19 protein-coding genes are annotated in these 17,257 nt (G+C 65.0%); 4 read left to right on the top strand and 15 right to left on the bottom strand.

Going from position 1 to position 17,257, the window contains the following annotated elements:
* The coding region (locus G3N61_RS32940) for a glycine zipper 2TM domain-containing protein (protein ID WP_205824487.1) at positions 1-442 on the top strand (442 nt) is incomplete at its 5' end.
* Positions 443-571: 129 nt separating this feature from the next.
* Here G3N61_RS32940 and iscX read toward each other — a convergent pair.
* From iscX to G3N61_RS32880, 12 genes are all read right to left on the bottom strand, one after another.
* Positions 572-781: a Fe-S cluster assembly protein IscX gene (iscX, locus tag G3N61_RS32935; protein WP_011352557.1), complete on the bottom strand. Its 210-nt coding sequence runs from the start codon at positions 779-781 to the stop codon at positions 572-574.
* A gap of 19 nt (positions 782-800) precedes the next feature.
* Positions 801-1,142, bottom strand: coding sequence for an ISC system 2Fe-2S type ferredoxin (gene fdx, locus G3N61_RS32930; protein WP_043190328.1), 342 nt, complete (start codon positions 1,140-1,142; stop codon positions 801-803).
* 88 nt (positions 1,143-1,230) lie between these two features.
* The gene (gene hscA, locus G3N61_RS32925) at positions 1,231-3,099 is read right to left on the bottom strand and encodes a Fe-S protein assembly chaperone HscA (RefSeq protein ID WP_043190331.1); all 1,869 of its coding nucleotides are present in this window, start codon (positions 3,097-3,099) and stop codon (positions 1,231-1,233) included.
* A gap of 54 nt (positions 3,100-3,153) precedes the next feature.
* On the bottom strand, positions 3,154-3,681 hold the full coding sequence (gene hscB / locus G3N61_RS32920; protein ID WP_011352560.1) for a Fe-S protein assembly co-chaperone HscB: 528 nt from the start codon (positions 3,679-3,681) through the stop codon (positions 3,154-3,156).
* Between the two features lie 97 nt (positions 3,682-3,778).
* Complete coding sequence (iscA, locus tag G3N61_RS32915) at positions 3,779-4,102, bottom strand: iron-sulfur cluster assembly protein IscA (protein ID WP_014896627.1); 324 nt, start codon at positions 4,100-4,102, stop codon at positions 3,779-3,781.
* A gap of 64 nt (positions 4,103-4,166) precedes the next feature.
* A complete protein-coding gene (iscU, locus tag G3N61_RS32910; protein WP_006481982.1) occupies positions 4,167-4,574 on the bottom strand; it encodes a Fe-S cluster assembly scaffold IscU in 408 nt (135 codons plus the stop codon).
* Positions 4,575-4,642: 68 nt separating this feature from the next.
* Positions 4,643-5,866: an IscS subfamily cysteine desulfurase gene (locus tag G3N61_RS32905; protein WP_043190335.1), complete on the bottom strand. Its 1,224-nt coding sequence runs from the start codon at positions 5,864-5,866 to the stop codon at positions 4,643-4,645.
* 64 nt (positions 5,867-5,930) lie between these two features.
* Entirely contained in the window at positions 5,931-6,470 is a 540-nt protein-coding gene (gene iscR, locus G3N61_RS32900) for a Fe-S cluster assembly transcriptional regulator IscR (RefSeq protein WP_009691731.1), read from the bottom strand.
* Between the two features lie 114 nt (positions 6,471-6,584).
* Positions 6,585-7,067, bottom strand: a complete 483-nt coding sequence (locus G3N61_RS32895) for a low molecular weight protein-tyrosine-phosphatase (protein ID WP_089450885.1) — start codon at positions 7,065-7,067, stop codon at positions 6,585-6,587.
* Between the two features lie 101 nt (positions 7,068-7,168).
* Positions 7,169-7,396, bottom strand: a complete 228-nt coding sequence (locus tag G3N61_RS32890; RefSeq protein ID WP_043190346.1) for a hypothetical protein — start codon at positions 7,394-7,396, stop codon at positions 7,169-7,171.
* Between the two features lie 129 nt (positions 7,397-7,525).
* Positions 7,526-8,938, bottom strand: coding sequence for a lactate utilization protein B (locus tag G3N61_RS32885; protein ID WP_089450886.1), 1,413 nt, complete (start codon positions 8,936-8,938; stop codon positions 7,526-7,528).
* Positions 8,939-8,972: 34 nt separating this feature from the next.
* Positions 8,973-9,695, bottom strand: coding sequence for a (Fe-S)-binding protein (locus G3N61_RS32880; RefSeq protein ID WP_089450887.1), 723 nt, complete (start codon positions 9,693-9,695; stop codon positions 8,973-8,975).
* Positions 9,696-9,877: 182 nt separating this feature from the next.
* Here G3N61_RS32880 and G3N61_RS32875 point away from each other — a divergent pair, with 182 nt between their 5' ends.
* Positions 9,878-10,687: an IclR family transcriptional regulator gene (locus G3N61_RS32875; protein WP_034183553.1), complete on the top strand. Its 810-nt coding sequence runs from the start codon at positions 9,878-9,880 to the stop codon at positions 10,685-10,687.
* Positions 10,688-10,780: 93 nt separating this feature from the next.
* Here G3N61_RS32875 and pbpG read toward each other — a convergent pair whose 3' ends face one another.
* Positions 10,781-11,947 carry a D-alanyl-D-alanine endopeptidase gene (pbpG, locus tag G3N61_RS32870; protein ID WP_043190355.1) on the bottom strand — a complete coding sequence of 389 codons (1,167 nt, stop codon included), beginning with the start codon at positions 11,945-11,947 and terminating at the stop codon, positions 10,781-10,783.
* 653 nt (positions 11,948-12,600) lie between these two features.
* On the opposite strand from pbpG, the gene G3N61_RS32865 reads away from it, so the two are divergent.
* Positions 12,601-13,167, top strand: a complete 567-nt coding sequence (locus tag G3N61_RS32865) for a phasin family protein (RefSeq protein ID WP_043190358.1) — start codon at positions 12,601-12,603, stop codon at positions 13,165-13,167.
* 163 nt (positions 13,168-13,330) lie between these two features.
* Entirely contained in the window at positions 13,331-13,777 is a 447-nt protein-coding gene (locus tag G3N61_RS32860; RefSeq protein WP_205824486.1) for a hypothetical protein, read from the top strand.
* Positions 13,778-13,909: 132 nt separating this feature from the next.
* On the opposite strand, the gene lpdA is transcribed toward G3N61_RS32860, so the two are convergent.
* Both lpdA and aceF read right to left on the bottom strand, forming a co-directional pair.
* Positions 13,910-15,691 carry a dihydrolipoyl dehydrogenase gene (lpdA, locus tag G3N61_RS32855; protein ID WP_205824485.1) on the bottom strand — a complete coding sequence of 594 codons (1,782 nt, stop codon included), beginning with the start codon at positions 15,689-15,691 and terminating at the stop codon, positions 13,910-13,912.
* Between the two features lie 283 nt (positions 15,692-15,974).
* Positions 15,975-17,257: dihydrolipoyllysine-residue acetyltransferase (gene aceF / locus G3N61_RS32850; protein ID WP_205824484.1), on the bottom strand; the 1,283-nt coding region annotated here is incomplete at its 5' end.

The following is a 17,257-nucleotide window of genomic DNA, read 5'->3' as shown; positions in this document are numbered from 1 at the left end:
CGAGCCGAAACCCGCGCCGCGCCCGGCTGCGCCGCACCGCCGCCACACCACGGCACCGCAGCCGCCGCAATACGCACAGCAGCCGTCGGCACCCGCGCAGACCTACTGCCAGAGCTGCGGTACGGTCGTCGCGGTCACGCCGATCCGTACGCCCGGCCAGAGCTCGGGCATCGGCGCGGTCGGCGGCGCCGCGGCGGGCGGCCTGCTGGGCAACCAGTTCGGCCACGGCAACGGCCGCACCGCGATGACGATCATCGGCGCACTGGGTGGCGGCCTGGCCGGCAACCAGGTCGAAAAGCAGGTGCGCGCGGAAACCGACTATCAGGTGCAAGTGCAGATGGAGAGCGGCGCGACGCGCACGTTCACGTACCACAACCAGCAGCCGCCGTTCGGCCAGGGCCAGCGCGTGCGGATCGAGAACGGGACGCTGGTGGGCGCATGATCGCGTGACTCCCCTGCCCGCGTCACGCGCGCGGGCACCCGCGACTGAAAATGAAAACGGCTCGTGAGCGATTGCTCACGAGCCGTTTTTCATTGCCAACCGTCTGCGCCGTTACGGCGCACGCGGTGTTCAGTCCTCGTCGTCGAAGTCCGATTCGTCGATCCAGTGCGCCTGGATCGCTTCGAGGATCTTCTCGCCGGAGTGCGTCGGATCGTCGTTGAAGCCGTCGAGTTCGAGCACCCACTGGCGCAAGTCGACAAAGTTGATCCGCTGCGGGTCGATGTCGGGGTGCTTGTCCGCCAGCGCAATGGCTATTTCACGCGAATCGGTCCATTTCATCGCCTGCCTCCGGTTCCTGTCAGTGGTTTTCCTTCGCGTGGTTGATCGAGTACTTCGGGATCTCGACCACCAGGTCCGAATCTTCCGTCACGATCGCCTGGCACGACAGGCGCGACGTCGGCTCGAGGCCCCACGCCTTGTCCAGCAGATCGTCCTCGTCCTCTTCGGACGGCGTCAGATCGTTGAAGCCTTCGCGGATCACCACGTGGCACGTCGTGCACGCGCACGACTTCTCGCATGCATGCTCGATCTCGATCCCGTGTTCGAGCAGGTTGTCGCAGATACTCTTGCCGGGCGTCGCGTCGATCACTGCGCCATCCGGGCACAGTTCGACGTGAGGCAGCACCACCAGTTGAGGCATGTCCGTTCCGTCAGTCAGGGTGCGGCGCCGGGCGCCGCACGGTTCATTATCGCGCGGGCCGTCGCCGGCCGATGCGCAGTGCGTGAGTTCAGATCTCGTCGAGCCGGCGGCCCGACAGCGCGCGCTTGATGCTCTTGTCCATCCGGCGCGCCGCGAATTCGTCGGTGCCGTCGGCCAGCGCCTTGGTCGCCGCTTCGATCGCGTTCGTGTCGTCGCCTTGGGCCACCGCGCGCAGCGCCGCGGCCAGCGTGTCGACTTGCGTGCGTTCGTCCGCGTCGAGCAGTTCGCCGTCGGCCGCCAGCGCAGCCTGCGTCGCCTCGAGCATCCGCTCGGCCTCGACCTGCGCTTCGCGCAGCGCGCGTGCGCGCATGTCGATTTCGGCGGTCTTGAAGCTGTCCTCGAGCATCTTCGCGATGTCGTCGTCGGCAAGACCGTACGACGGCTTCACGACGACCGAGGCCTCGACGCCCGACAGCTGCTCGCGAGCGAACACCGACAGCAGGCCGTCCGCGTCGACCTGGTAGGTCACGCGAATGCGCGCGGCGCCGGCCGTCATCGGCGGAATGCCGCGCAGCTCGAAACGCGCGAGCGACCGGCAGTCGGCGACGAGCTCGCGCTCGCCCTGCACGACGTGGATCGCCATCGCGGTCTGGCCGTCCTTGAAGGTCGTGAATTCCTGCGCGCGCGCGATCGGAATCGTCGAGTTGCGCGGAATGATCTTCTCGACGAGGCCGCCCATCGTCTCGACACCGAGCGACAGCGGAATCACGTCGAGCAGCAGCCAGTCGTCGCCGGTGCCGCGATTGCCCGCGAGCAGATCGGCCTGGATTGCCGCGCCGAGCGCGACGACCTGGTCCGGATCGAGATTCACGAGCGGCGGCTGGCCGAAATATTTCGCGACCGCGTCGCGGATCACCGGCATGCGCGTCGCACCGCCGACGAGCACGACACCCTTGATGTCGGCCGGCGTCACCTGCGCGTCGCGCAGCGCCTTGCGGGTCGGCGTGAGCGTGCGCTGCACGAGCGGCTCGACGAGCGACGCGAACGTGTCGTGCGAGATCGTCTGCACGAGGTGCGCGCCACCCGACAGCGTGACGTCGAGCGACGCATCCGGTGCGGACGACAGCGCTTCCTTCAGCACGCGCACACGGTCGAGCAGCAGGCGCACGTCCTCGGGCGCGAGCGTCTTCGCATCGATGCCGGCCTGCGCGAGCACGTGACCGAACAGCGCATGGTCGAAATCGTCGCCGCCGAGCGCGGAATCGCCGCCTGCGGCCAGCACTTCGAACACGCCCTTCGTCAGCTTCAGGATCGACAGGTCGAACGTGCCGCCGCCGAGGTCGTACACCGCGTAGAGGCCTTCGGCGCCGTTGTCCAGACCGTAGGCGATCGCCGCGGCGGTCGGTTCGTTCAGCAGGCGCAGCACGTTGAGGCCGGCGAGGCGCGCGGCATCCTTGGTCGCCTGACGTTGTGCTTCGTCGAAATACGCGGGCACCGTGATCACTGCGCCGACCAGGTCGTCGCCAAGCGAATCTTCCGCGCGATAGCGCAGCGTCGCGAGAATTTCGGCCGACACTTCGACCGGGCTCTTCACGCCGTCGATGGTACGAATCTGCACCATGCCCGGCGCATCGACGAATTCGTACGGTGCGTTCGCCGCGCCTTCGACTTCGGCCTTGCCGCGGCCCATGAAGCGCTTGACCGACACGATCGTGTTGCGCGGATCGGTCGCGGCCTGCTCTTTCGCCTCGTGACCGATGCGGCGGCCGCCCTTCTCGAGATAGCGGACCACCGACGGCAGCAGCACGCGGCCCGCTTCGTCCGGCAGGACTTCGGGCACGCTGTTGCGCACAGCCGCGACGAGCGAATTCGTCGTGCCGAGATCGATCCCGACGGCGAGTCGCCGCTGATGCGGCGCCGGCGCCATGCCCGGTTCGGAAATTTGCAGTAAAGCCATCTTGGTTCGTTCGGGCGCTCGGCCCGTTTGCTGCGCGTGCCGCAAGGCACGCGGTTAAGTTTCGAGGCGCTCGATCTGCGCGCCCACTTCCGACGCGACCCGTTCGATGAACATCAGCTGGCGCACGGCCTCGGCGGCCGCCTGATCCGCGCCGCTGTCGAGCAGCGTACCGAGGCGCTCCACACGCACGCGCCGCTCTTCGCGCAACTCGGCAAGCAGCGCGTCGAGCGCGTCGACGTTGCGGGCCGCCGCGGCATCCTCGATGCCCTCGCGCCACTCCATCTGCTGCATCAGGAACGCCGGCTCCATCGCGGTGTTGTTTTCCGCGCCGATGTCGACGCCGCGCAGCGACAGCAGATACGACGCGCGCTTCAGCGGATCGCGCAGCGTACGGTACGCCTCGTTCGCGCGGGTTGCCCATTGCATCGCGATGCGTTTCTGCGCATCGCCGGCCGCCGCGAAGCGGTCCGGATGCACCTGCGTCTGCACCGTCCGATAGGCGGCGTCGAGCACCGTCTCGTCGAGCGCGAATTGCGCCGGCAGGTGAAACAGGTCGAAGTGGCTGTCTTTCAGCGAGACCATCGTCGCGTTCAATTCCGGTTCGTCGCGCGGCAAACGCCGCACATTAAAAAGGCGGCCCGTGCCGCCTCTTGCCCGCATCGCGCGGAGATCCGCGTGGTCACACGCGGAACGATTCGCCGCAGCCGCACTCGTCCTTCACGTTCGGGTTGTTGAACTTGAACCCTTCGTTCAGGCCTTCGCGTGCGAAATCAAGCTCGGTGCCGTCGATGTAGGCCAGGCTCTTCGGATCGACGATGACCTTCACGCCATGGCTCTCGAACACCTGATCCTCGGGAGCCAGCTCGTCGACATACTCGAGCTTGTACGCGAGCCCCGAGCACCCGGTCGTGCGAACGCCAAGCCGCAGGCCCACACCCTTGCCGCGACGGACGAGGTATTTCTGGACGTGCTGTGCTGCTTTTTCGGTCAGTGTAATTGCCATGATGTCCTTGCCGCGGCGCGCCACCGGGGCCCGCCGCGGTCCTTCTCAAGCTGCTCGATGCCGCTCAGGCTGCTGCCTGATCGCCTTCCTTGGTGTCGTGACGCTTCTTGTAGTCGGCCACGGCTGCCTTGATCGCGTCTTCCGCGAGAATCGAGCAGTGAATCTTCACCGGCGGCAGCGCGAGTTCTTCAGCGATCTGCGTGTTCTTGATCGACAGGGCTTCGTCGAGCGTCTTGCCCTTCACCCATTCGGTGACGAGCGAGCTCGATGCGATCGCCGAACCGCAACCGTAGGTCTTGAACTTCGCGTCTTCGATCACGCCGTCCGCGCCGACGCGGATCTGCAGCTTCATCACGTCGCCGCAGGCCGGCGCGCCGACCATGCCCGTGCCGACCGTGTCGTCGTCCTTCGCGAACGAACCGACGTTGCGCGGGTTTTCGTAGTGATCCAGAACCTTGTTGCTGTAAGACATGACTCAGACTCCTTGACTCGTTACGTCTGCGTGCGCGAATCCGCCCGCGGGTATGTTCAATCCGGCGCTCAGTGTGCGGCCCATTCGATCGTCGACAGATCGATGCCTTCCTGGTGCATTTCCCAGAGCGGCGACAGTTCGCGCAGCTTCGCGATCTTGCTGTTCAGCAGGTTGATCACGAAATCGACTTCCTGCTCCGTCGTGAAGCGGCCGACCGTGAAGCGGATCGAGCTGTGTGCCAGCTCGTCGTTGCGGCCGAGCGCACGCAGCACGTACGACGGCTCCAGCGACGCCGACGTGCATGCGGAGCCCGACGACACCGCCACGTCCTTGATCGCCATGATCAGCGACTCGCCTTCGACGAAGTTGAAACTGATGTTGAGGTTGTGCGGGACACGGCGCTCCATGTCGCCGTTCACGTACGTTTCTTCGATCTGCGACAGGCCGCGCAGCAGCTTGTCGCGCAGCATCCGGACGCGCTCGTTTTCCGTCGCCATTTCTTCGCGTGCGATGCGGAACGCTTCGCCCATGCCGACGATCTGGTGCGTCGCCAGCGTGCCCGAACGCATGCCGCGCTCGTGGCCGCCGCCGTGCATCTGCGCTTCGATGCGCACACGCGGCTTGCGACGCACGTACAGCGCGCCGATGCCCTTCGGGCCGTAGGTCTTGTGTGCCGAGAACGACATCAGGTCGACCTTCAGCTTCGCGAGGTCGATCGCGACCTTGCCGGTCGACTGTGCGGCGTCGACGTGGAACACGATGCCCTTCTCGCGGCAGATTTCACCGATCGTCTCGATGTCCTGGATCACGCCGATCTCGTTGTTCACGTGCATCACCGACACGAGGATCGTGTCCGGGCGCAGCGCGGCCTTGAACACGTCGAGGTCGATCAGGCCGTCATCCTTCACGTCGAGGTAGGTGACTTCGAAACCGTCGCGCTCGAGCTCGCGGCAGGTATCGAGCACGGCCTTGTGCTCGGTCTTCACCGTGATGATGTGCTTGCCCTTGCCCTTGTAGAAGTTCGCGGCACCCTTGATCGCGAGGTTGTCCGATTCCGTCGCGCCGGACGTCCAGATGATCTCGCGCGGATCCGCGTTCACGAGCGCGGCCACGTTCTCTCGCGCTTCCTCGACCGCACGCTCCGCATCCCAGCCATACGCGTGGCTGCGCGACGCCGGGTTACCGAACTGCTCGCGCAGGTACGGCACCATCTTGTCGACCACGCGCGGGTCGACCGGCGTCGTCGCGCTGTAATCCATGTAGATGGGCAGGTGGAGAGTGTCTTGGGTCATCTGTCGCTCCGGGAATTCTGTGCAGGGACTATGTGCGTTATGGGGTATGGCGGCGCCTTCGCGCTCACGAACTCGCGATGTTGAACACCGAATTCGGGCCGAGCGGCATCGTGCGCACCGGCTCGGCCGGCGCCGCGACGGGCTCCGGCGTGCGCCGGTCGCGCAGCACCGCGGGTGCGCCCTCGCGAGCGCGCTGCTGATCGACGAGATCCTGCAGCGACACCGAATCGAGGTATTCGACCATCTTCTGGTTCAGCGTCGACCACAGCTCGTGCGTCATGCAATGGCCGTCGGGCTGCTTCGAGCCGTCGCACGTGCCTTTGCCGCCGCACTGCGTGGCGTCGAGCGGTTCATCGACCGCGATGATGATGTCGGCAACGGTGACGTCCTGCGCGCGACGCGCGAGGTTGTAGCCGCCGCCCGGGCCGCGCACGGATTCGACGATTTCATGCCTGCGCAGCTTGCCGAACAGCTGTTCGAGATACGAGAGCGAAATCCGCTGGCGCTGGCTGATGCCTGCAAGCGTCACCGGGCCCTGCTCCTGGCGCAGTGCCAAGTCAATCATCGCCGTGACGGCGAAACGGCCTTTGGTGGTGAGTCTCATGGTGTCTAGGGGACTGCAATCTTGACGATTTTGGTCAAGTATAAATATTTGACGAATTTAGTCAAGTATCCATGCTTTTGATAGGGTATTCGCAGACCGCTGAATACCGTGCGATCAGCGCTCCGTGCGGGCCCGGAGCGTCTCCAGCAGGCCCGCGCACGCGCGTTCGACCTGATCGAGCACCTGTTCGAAGCCCTGCGCGCCGCCGAAATACGGATCGGCCACTTCGGTTTCGGTCGCGCCCGGCGCGAATTCCATCAGCAGGCGCACCTTGTCGCGATGTTGCGACGGGCAGCGCCGCTGCAATTCCGCGAGATTCGCCTCGTCCATCGCGAGCAACAGGTCGAAGCGCTCGAAATCCGCCGCGCTCACCTGGCGTGCCCGCAGCGCCGACAGGTCGTAGCCGCGGCCGCGAGCGGCCGACTGCGCACGCGTATCGGGCGGCTCGCCGACATGCCAGTCGCCGGTGCCAGCGGAATCGATCGCGATCCGGTCCGCCAGCGCGGCCGCTTCGACCTGGTGCCGCATCACGCCTTCCGCGGTGGGCGAACGACAGATGTTGCCAAGACAGACGAAACAGATCGAAACGCGGGTCATCGCACTATCGGAAAGCCGCGGCGGACCGCGTGGGAGAAGAACGCGCCATTATACAAAGGCGGCCAAAATCGCGCCGCCGCGCAAAGCGACGGCGCCCTGCATTACAGCGCCTTCGGCGCAGCGAGCACGACGTCGCCGGATGCCGCCGGCAGCGGCTTCGCCGCGTCGCCGACCAGCCCGAACGACACCGCACGCGCCAGTTCGGCGGATGCCTGGTGAACCGCGAGCGGACCACGCGACGGCGCATCGGCCATCGCATGCAGATAGGCAGCCGCAGCCAGCGGGACGACGATTGCCAGCGGCCAGTACATCGATATTGTCTTTCTCATGATGCGGACCTCCTTGACCTCGTACCCCGAAACCCAATTCCGGGGACTACAGACAGGATTCTATAGACCGCACCTATCGAGATAAATATACAAATAGCGAACGCACTGTTGTCGCCGGATGAACAGTCATCAGCCGAGGTGGCTTTGCGACGCCGCGTACAGCTCGCGGAACGTGCGCCCGGTCGGCGTCGGCATGTCGCGCGTATCCATCCAGCCGCCCATCATCGGCAGGCGCCGCAGCGTGCCGCCGTTGCCGCCGAGCCGCTCGAGGATGCGCACCGCGAGCTTGGTCGTCAGCGCGTACAGCATCGGCCGGCGCGCGACGAAGCCCCATGCGGCGAGCGCCGCCCGCTCGCGCCACGGCCGCAGGTGCCGCTCGACCTGCTTCTCGCGCAGCGTGCGCAACAGATGCGACAACGGGATCCCGGCCGGACATACGCTGTCGCATTCCCCGCAGAGCGTCGCGGCCTGCGGCAGGTCGAGCGCGCGGTCGAGCCCGACGTAGCTCGGCGTCAGCACCGACCCCATTGGTCCCGGATAGACCCAGCCGTACGCATGGCCGCCGACCTTCTGGTAAACCGGACAATGGTTCATGCAAGCGCCGCAACGGATGCAGCGCAGCATTTCCTGGAACTCGCCGCCGATCAGCCCGGTGCGGCCGCCATCGACGAGCACCACGTAGTTGTGCTCGGGGCCGTCCTCGTCGCCGGAGCCCCGCGGCCCGGTCAGCAGCGAGAAATAGTTCGACGTCTTCTGCCCCGTCGCGGAACGCGGCAGCAGGCGCATCGCGGTCGCGAGATCCTCGAGCGTCGGCAGCACCTTCTCGATGCCCGTCACCGCCACATGCACGCGCGGCATCACCGTGCACATCCCCTCGTTCCCTTCGTTCGTCACGATCGCGACCGAGCCGGTCTCGGCGATCACGAAGTTGCCGCCCGTCACGCCCATGTCGGCCGACATGAAATGCGGGCGCAGCACCTCGCGCGCTTCACGCGTCATGTCCGGAATCTCGGTGAGCCGCTCGCGATGGTGCGTGCGCGCGAACAGGTCGGCAATCTCGTCCTTGTCCTTGTGCACGACGGGCGCAATGATGTGGCTCGGCGGCTCGTTGTCGTTGATCTGCAGGATGTATTCGCCGAGATCCGTCTCGATCGACTGCACGCCCATCTCCGCGAGCACCGCGTTCAGGCGCATTTCCTCCGACACCATCGACTTGGTCTTGATGACCTTTTTCACGTCGTGACGGCGCGCGATGTCGGCCACGAGCCGCGCGGCGTCCGCGGTCGTTTCGGCGAACAGCACCGTCGTGCCGCGCCGCGTCGCCTCGCGCTCGAACGCCTCGAGCCATACGTCGAGGTTCTCCAGCGCGCGGTTGCGGCGGGCCTTCAGCGCGGCGCGCGTGGCCGGGAAGTCGATCGCGGTCATCGCATCGGCGCGCGCGGACACGAACTTCGTCGACAGCTTCTTCAGGTTCTGCTGCAGGCGCTGGTCGGCCAGCTTCTGGCCGGCGCGCGCCTTGAAATGCATCGATTGGACTTGCATCGCGGTATCGGGGAAAAGTGAGCGGAACCGGGCGTCAGACGTCGCCCGCCAGCACCTGCGCGACGTGCAGCACGCGCGTGTCGCGGTCGCCGGTGCGGCGCAACCGCCCTTCGATGTTCAGCATGCAGCCGAGATCGCCGAGCACGACGGCGCCCGTACCCGACGCGCGCACGTTCGCGCATTTCTCGTCCGCGATGGCCGCCGAAATGTCGCCGTACTTGACCGCGAACGTGCCGCCGAAGCCGCAGCAGTGCTCGCAGTCCTTCATCTCGGTGACCGCGATGCCGCGCTGTGCGAGCAGCGCGCGCGGCTGCGCCTTCACGCCGAGCTCGCGCAGGCCCGAGCACGAATCGTGATAGGTGACGGGCCCCGTGAATTCGCCCGGCGCGAGCGACACCTTCGCGACATTCGCCAGGAAATCGGTCAGTTCGTAGACTTTCTGCTGGAACCGCGTAAAGCGCCCCATCAGCTCGGGGTCGTCGCGGAACAGGTCGCCGTAGTGCGCACGAATCATCCCGCCGCATGACCCCGACGGCGCGACGACGTAATCGAACTGCTCGAACTCGCGCAAGGTCTTTTCCGCGAGATCGCGCGCCAGCGCGCGGTCGCCCGAGTTGTAGGCCGGCTGGCCGCAGCAAGTCTGCGCGGGCGGCACGATCACCTCGTAGCCGGCGTCGCGAATCAGCTTGAGCGCCGAAAAACCGATTTCGGGGCGCATCAGATCGACCAGGCAGGTCACGAACAAACCGACTCGCATACGTGCTCCTTCGAGAAAACGGCTCTCATTATCCGCCGTTTGGCCGGCAAGACCAACGCCGCTCGCGCGCAAGCCCGCACCGCGCGAAACGAGGATTTCCTCGAACGCCGTTCGCTTTTTTCACGATACGAGATACAATCGTTGCAACACCGCTTGACGCGTCAACCGATTTCTCCCCCGACATGAGCCAACCCACCCCGGATTCCAAAACGTCGATCCAGGTGATCGAACGTATGATGCGGCTGCTGGACGCGCTCGCCGCGCACAGTGACCCTGTCAGCCTGAAGGAACTTGCGCAGCGGACGGAGCTGCACCCGTCGACCGCGCACCGCATCCTCAACGACATGGTGACCTGCCGTCTCGTCGACCGCTCCGATCCCGGCACCTACCGCCTCGGCATGCGGCTGCTGGAGCTCGGCAACCTCGTGAAGGCGCGCCTGTCGGTGCGCGACGCGGCGCTGATGCCGATGCGCGAGCTGCACCGCCTCACCGGGCAAACCGTGAACCTGTCGGTACGCCAGGGCGACGAGATCGTCTACATCGAGCGTGCGTATTCGGAGCGCTCGGGGATGCAGGTCGTCCGTGCGATCGGTGGCCGCGCGCCGCTGCACCTCACGTCGGTCGGCAAGCTGTTCCTCGCGGCCGACGAAACGTCGCGCGTGCGCGCCTATGCGACACGCACGGGGCTGTCCGGCCATACGCAGAACAGCATCACCGACATCGCGAAGCTCGAGCGCGAGCTGACGATCGTCCGCCAGCAATCGTGCGCGCGCGACAACGAGGAGCTGGAGCTCGGCGTGCGCTGTATCGCGGCCGGCATCTACGACGATTCGGGCAAGCTCGTCGCGGGCCTGTCGCTGTCGGCACCGGCCGATCGTCTGCAGGATGCGTGGCTCGGCCAGTTGAGCCGGACGGCCCTCACCATTTCGGAATCGCTCGGCTACCGGCCGGCGCCCGCGAAGGACGCAGACGGGCTGCAGCGGCAGGCGTAAGCCGCTCCCGCGCACCCAATGAAAAAGCCCCGCGATTGCGGGGCTTTTTTTTCAGCCATCGGCGTGGCAGCGAACCACCACGCCAGCGTGCGATCAGGTCCCGCCGTTCGGCGTGTTGGCCGCCGTCAGGCGCTCGCCGCCGCCGGCATCGAGCCAGTTGCGCAGGCGCGCCGCATCGGCGAAGCGCGAATACTTGCCGAACGAATCCAGCAGCACCATCACCATCGGCTTGCCGTGGATCGTCGCCTGCATCACGAGGCATTCACCCGCTTCGTTGATGAAGCCCGTCTTCTGCAGACCGATGTCCCACGACCCATTGCCGCGGATCAGCGCGTTCGTGCTGTTGTAGACGAGATTGCGCTTGCCCGTGTACACCTCGTAGGTGCGATCGGTCGAGAACTGGCGAATCATCGGGTACTGGTAGGCCGCATTGACCATCTTCACGAGGTCGCGCGCGCTCGACACGTTCGAGCTCGACAGACCGGTCGAATTCTCGAAGTGCGTGTCGGTCATGCCGAGCGACTTCGCCTTCGCGTTCATAGCGGCGATGAACGCCGGGCGGCCACCCGGGTAGTAACGCGACAGCGCAGCGGCCGCGCGGTTTTCCGACGCCATCAGCGCGATGTGCAGCATGTCTTCACGCGACAGCACCGAGCCGACCGACAGGCGCGAGCCCGTGCCCTTCTCGTAGTCGCGGTCTTCGTCGGTGACTTCGATCTGGTCGGTCATCGGCGTCTTCGAGTCGAGCACGACCATTGCGGTCATCAGCTTCGAGATCGACGCGATCGGCACGACGGCGTGCGAATTCTTGTCGAACAGCGGCTCGCCCGAATTCTGATCGACGACGTACGCGACGCTCGAACGCAACGCGAGCGCGTCCGGCGTGTCGTGCAGGCCGAAAGCCTGGCCGACGGTCGGCCGGCGCGGCTGGAACGCAACCTTGCGGACCGCGCCGTGATGGCCGCCATGCACGTTCGACGCGAGCGTCATACGCTTGCGCGATGCCTTCGCGCGCGGCGCATCGGCTGCGGCGACCTTGGCGGATTTGTCGGAGCTGGCCTTGGCAGACTTCTTCTTCGCGGACGAAGCAGGAGCGACAGCCTTTTTCTTGGCGGCTTGTTGGGTCTTCGCAGTGGCGGCAAAGGCGTCAGCGGGCGCGACGGTCGCGGTGGTCGCCAGCAAGGCGACTGCGACCGACACAGCCGTGCCGAGCGTCATGCTCTGCAACAATCTGCGCGGTGAAAACGATTCGGCTTTCATTGGGGTCTGGACAAAGCGGGCGGGAGGTTTCCGCAAGTGTAGTTAAAGCTGAAAAAAAGAGCAATATTAGGCACTTACCGATCGTCGTTAAACCGGAATGTAAGGGTCGGCCAACCTCTGACCAATGAACCCTCCCGCTCCCATCGAAAAAATTGATGGGATGCGCTGCCCGACAGTACCCGTCTCCCGATTACACACGGTTAATTGAGATAACGTCACTTCGGAGGCGATTTAAAGCGGGGAAACTACGTATCCGGCGCTCGGGGTGCCAGGGGCGCCGGTCTCGGCCATGACGACGGCACGTCGCCACGGTACACGCATCGAAACGGCGCGTTTTTCGACAGGAACAGAAGGATAACGTTCCACAGGCCTGTCAGGTTTACCTGTGCATGATCATGGTGCGCCGCGCCTGCCCCACGGTCGTGCGCACCATCTGGGAACACGCCTGAAACCGATTCCGAACAGGCGCGATAACTCGTTGTTTTATCGATAATTTGTCATGATTGTGCAACGCACAAAAAATACTTGACAATGGTTTTGTCTGCCCTAAAATAAGCCTCATTGCTGCGTTGCACAAAGCACGCGCATCCGAGGTTCCCCAGCGTAGTGCCCTTTCCCCTGCGATCGACGCGATCGCTTTTCAGGAGCTTGACATGTCCTTGCTGACCCCCGAGCAAATCGCCGCCGCCCAGAAAGCCAACCTCGAAAGCCTGTTCGGTCTGACGACCAAGGCGTTCGAAGGCGTCGAAAAGCTGATCGAACTCAACCTGCAGGTCGTGAAGTCGACGCTGGCCGAGAGCCAGGAAAACGCACAGCGCCTGCTGTCGGTGAAGGACGCACAGGAACTGATCGCGCTGCAAGCCAGCCTGTCGCAGCCGGTCGCGGAAAAGGTGCTGTCGTACGGCCGTCACCTGTATGAAATCGCATCGTCGACGCAAGCCGAGTTCACGAAGGTTGCCGAAGCGCAATTCGAAGAGCAGAACAAGAAGGTCCAGGCACTCGTCGACAACGTCGCGAAGAACGCCCCGGCCGGTTCGGAAACGGCTGTCGCTGCGCTGAAGTCGGCACTGAACGCTGCGAACACCACGTACGAAACGGTTCAGAAGGCAACGAAGCAAGCCGTCGAAATCGCTGAAACGAACTTCAACGCTGCTGCTGCCGTCGCAACGAAGGCTGCTACCGCCGCTGCTGCACGTCGTACGAGCAAGCCGGCCGCGTAAGCGTCCCCTGCTCCTGAAAGAGCCGCGCACTGCGCGGCTTTTTCATTTCTGGCGCCAGAACATGCGATCGGGCGACAATCCCTGCCGGTCATTGCCCTCGTTCGTCGCACGGCATCGCTGATGCCCACCACGAAGAAGAACGTTTCGCCCTCTCATTTCCTTCATGTACAGAACGCTCAGATCCATCGCCGTCGCCACGGCCATTTCCGTCGCGGCGCTTGCGATGCCTGGCCGGGCCACGGCCGCCCCGCCCGCCACGACGTCTCAACCGGCAGAAACGCCACGGCCGATGGAAATGTACGCGGTCCAGCTACCGTTTGCCGGCATCGTGGATGCGGCCCGGTCATGGTTGACGAAGAATGGAACGGTGGTGATTTCCGAGGAACACGTGATCGCAGGAGAACACAACACCAGCCATTACCGCTACCTGATCGTGGTGATGCCGGCGAAATCGAGTCCGAACAAATCCTACCTCACGGTCGAAGTCTCGATGGGTGACACGCCCCCGCCGCACGGCGCTGCCGCGCCGCTCGACGAATTGCACGCGTTCATCGGGCAACTCGGCGAAAAAATCGGCGTCGCTCCGCAATTCGTCAGGGCGGCGAAGTAGATCCCGCCGCCGCGCCTTCGGCATAGGCCAGCCCACCCTGCCCTGGCCAAGAACCAATAAAAACGCCGCCGCCCGGTTTCCCGAGCGGCGGCGTTTTTCATGGCCGGCACCTGGCCGGCCTTGCCGGCTGCATTACTTCTTGCGTTGCGGCGGCAGGTCGGTACAGACGCCTTCGTACAGTTCGGCGGCCATGCCGACCGATTCGCCGAGCGTCGGGTGCGGATGGATCGTCTTGCCGATGTCTTCCGCGTCCGCGCCCATCTCGACGGCGAGGCACACTTCGCTGATCAGGTCGCCTGCGTTCAGGCCGACGATCGCGCCGCCGATCACGCGATGGGTTTCCTCATCGAAGATCAGCTTCGTGAAGCCTTCGTCGCGGCCGTTCGCGATCGCGCGGCCCGATGCGGCCCACGGGAACACGGCCTTGCCGTACTTGATGCCTTCGGCCTTGCACTGGTCTTCCGTCTTGCCGGCCCAGGCCACTTCCGGATCGGTGTACGCCACCGACGGAATCTGCAGGGCGTCGAAGTACGCCTTTTCGCCATGCGCGGCTTCCGCTGCGACGTGGCCTTCATGCACGGCCTTGTGCGCGAGCATCGGCTGGCCGACGATATCGCCGATTGCGAAGATGTGCGGGACGTTCGTGCGCATCTGCTTGTCGACGTCGATGAAACCGCGATCCGTGACGGCGACGCCAGCCTGGTCGGCACCGATCTTCTTGCCGTTCGGGCTGCGGCCCACCGCGACGAGCACGAGGTCGTAGCGCTGCGCTTCCGCCGGCGCCTTCTCGCCCTCGAACTTCACGTAGATGCCGTCTTCCTTCGCTTCCGCGCCGACCGTCTTGGTCTTCAGCATCACGTTGCCGAAGCGCTTCGCGTTGTACTTTTCCCAGACCTTCACGAGGTCACGGTCCGCGCCCATCATCAGGCCGTCCATCATTTCGACGACGTCGATCTCGGCGCCGAGCGTCGAGTACACCGTCGCCATTTCGAGGCCGATGATGCCGCCGCCGATCACGAGCATGCGCTTCGGCAGCTGACGCAGTTCGAGTGCGCCGGTCGAATCGACGACCCGCGGATCTTCCGGCATGAACGGCAGCTTAACGGCCTGCGAGCCCGCGGCGATGATCGCCTGCTTGAACTTGACGACCTTCTTGCCGCCATCGCCCTGCACTTCCATGTGATACGGATCGACGAATGCGCCGACGCCGGTGACGACTTCGACCTTGCGTGCCTTCGCCATGCCGGCGAGGCCCGTCGTCAGCTTCTTGACGACGCCGCCCTTGAAGTCGCGCAGCTTGTCGAGATCGACTTCCGGCTTGCCGAACGTGATGCCGTGCGACGCGAGCGCCGCGGCTTCTTCGACGACGAGCGACGTATGCAGCAGCGCTTTCGACGGGATGCAGCCGACGTTCAGGCACACGCCGCCGAGCGTCGAGTAGCGTTCGACGAGCACCGTCTTCATGCCGAGATCGGCAGCGCGGAACGCGGCCGAGTAACCGCCGGGGCCAGCGCCGAGCACGAGCATGTCGCATTCGATGTCCACTGCGCCGGCGTAGCTGCCGGCTTGCGGCGCGGGTGCCGGAGCGGCTGCGGCCGGTGCGGGTGCAGCCGGTACGGGTGCAGCCGCTGCGGGCTTGGCCGCTTCAGGTGCTTTCGCGGGTGCGGCTGCGTCTGCTGCTGCTTCGACGATGGCGATGACGGTGCCTTGCGAGACTTTCTCGCCGGCTTTGACCTTGATTTCCTTGACGGTGCCGGCGACGTCGCTGGGCACTTCCATGGAGGCTTTGTCCGATTCGAGCGTGATGAGCGTCTGCTCTTTTTCGATCACGTCGCCGGGTTTCACGTTGACTTCGATGACATCGACGCCGCTGAAATCGCCGATATCCGGAACCTTGACTTCGATGAGACTCATTACTGTCCCCTTCTTGATTAGCTGCAGACAGAGGGGGAGAAACCCGCGAAAGAACCCATTGCAACTACGGCCTGACAAGAGAACGCGAACCTGGGCAGGACCACCTTTGCCGTCCGCCCAAGGACGCGCCTTTCTTTTGGTTACTTTTCTTTGGAAGACAAAGAAAAGTAACCGCCGCCCCGCGCAGGGGCGACGCTAATAGACCGTTAGCGAAACAGGTTCAACGACAGGGCGCGGATAACCGACAAACAACCCACGCCCCAGCGAGCCACTCCCACGCTCATCAAAGAATGATGCGACGGAAATCCGCGAGCAACGCACCGAGATACGCATTGAACCGCGCGGCTTCCGCGCCATCGATCACGCGATGGTCATACGACAGCGACAGCGGCAGCGTGAGACGCGGCACGAACTGCTTGCCGTCCCACACCGGCTTCATCTGGCCGCGCGACAACCCGAGGATCGCCACTTCCGGCGCGTTGATGATCGGCGTGAAGTTCGTGCCGCCGATCCCGCCGAGCGACGAGATCGAGAAGCAGCCGCCCTGCATCTGGTCCGGCTTCAGCTTGCCGTCGCGTGCGGCCTTCGACAGATCGGCCATTTCCTTCGCGATGTCGACGAGACCCTTCTTGTCCGCATCGCGGATCACCGGCACGACGAGGCCGTTCGGGGTATCTGCGGCAAAACCGACGTGGTAGTACTGCTTGAACACCAGGTTGTCGCCGTCGAGGCTCGCGTTGAAGGTCGGGAATTTCTTCAGTGCTGCAACGACCGCCTTGATCACGAACGCGAGCATCGTGAACTTCACGCCCGCCTTTTCGTGCTCCTTGTTCAGCTGCACGCGCAGTGCTTCGAGCTCGGTGATGTCCGCTTCGTCGTTGTTCGTGACGTGCGGGATCATCACCCAGTTGCGATGCAGGTTCGCGCCCGAGATCTTCTTGATGCGCGACAGCGGCTTCGCTTCGAACGGGCCGAACTTCGAGAAGTCGACCTTCGGCCACGGCAGCAGGTTCAGCTCGCCGCCGCCTGCCGGCGCGGCTGCCGCGACCGGTGCTGCGCGCTGGCCGGTCATCACGCCCTTCACGAAGCCCGTGACGTCTTCCTTCGTGATGCGGCCCTTCGGACCCGAACCCTGCACGCGTGCGACTTCGACGCCGAGTTCGCGTGCGAACTTGCGCACCGACGGCGATGCGTGGCTCGCGCGGTACTCGCCCGACGGTGCAGCGGCCGGAGCCGGTGCAGCAGCAGCCGGTGCCGGGGCGGCCTTCGCGGGTGCGGCGGCAGGTGCCGGCGCAGCAGCGGCCGGTGCCGGTGCGCTCGCCTGCGGAGCGGCTGCGGCGGGCGCTGCGCCTGCCGCGTCGAGCAGCACGATCAGCGTGCCTTCCGACACCGAATCGCCCACCTTCACCTTGATCTCTTTCACGACGCCGGCGGCCGGGCTCGGCACGTCCATCGTCGCCTTGTCCGACTCGAGCGTGACGAGCGACTGCTCCTTCTCGACCGTGTCGCCGACCTTCACGCCGATCTCGATCACCGGCACATCCTTGTAGTCGCCGATGTCCGGAA

Source organism: Burkholderia sp. Ac-20349, assembly GCF_017104865.1.
Classification (GTDB): domain Bacteria; phylum Pseudomonadota; class Gammaproteobacteria; order Burkholderiales; family Burkholderiaceae; genus Burkholderia; species Burkholderia aenigmatica.
The sequence above is the reverse complement of the archived record's forward strand: the minus strand, read 5'-3'. Positions and strand labels throughout refer to the sequence as shown.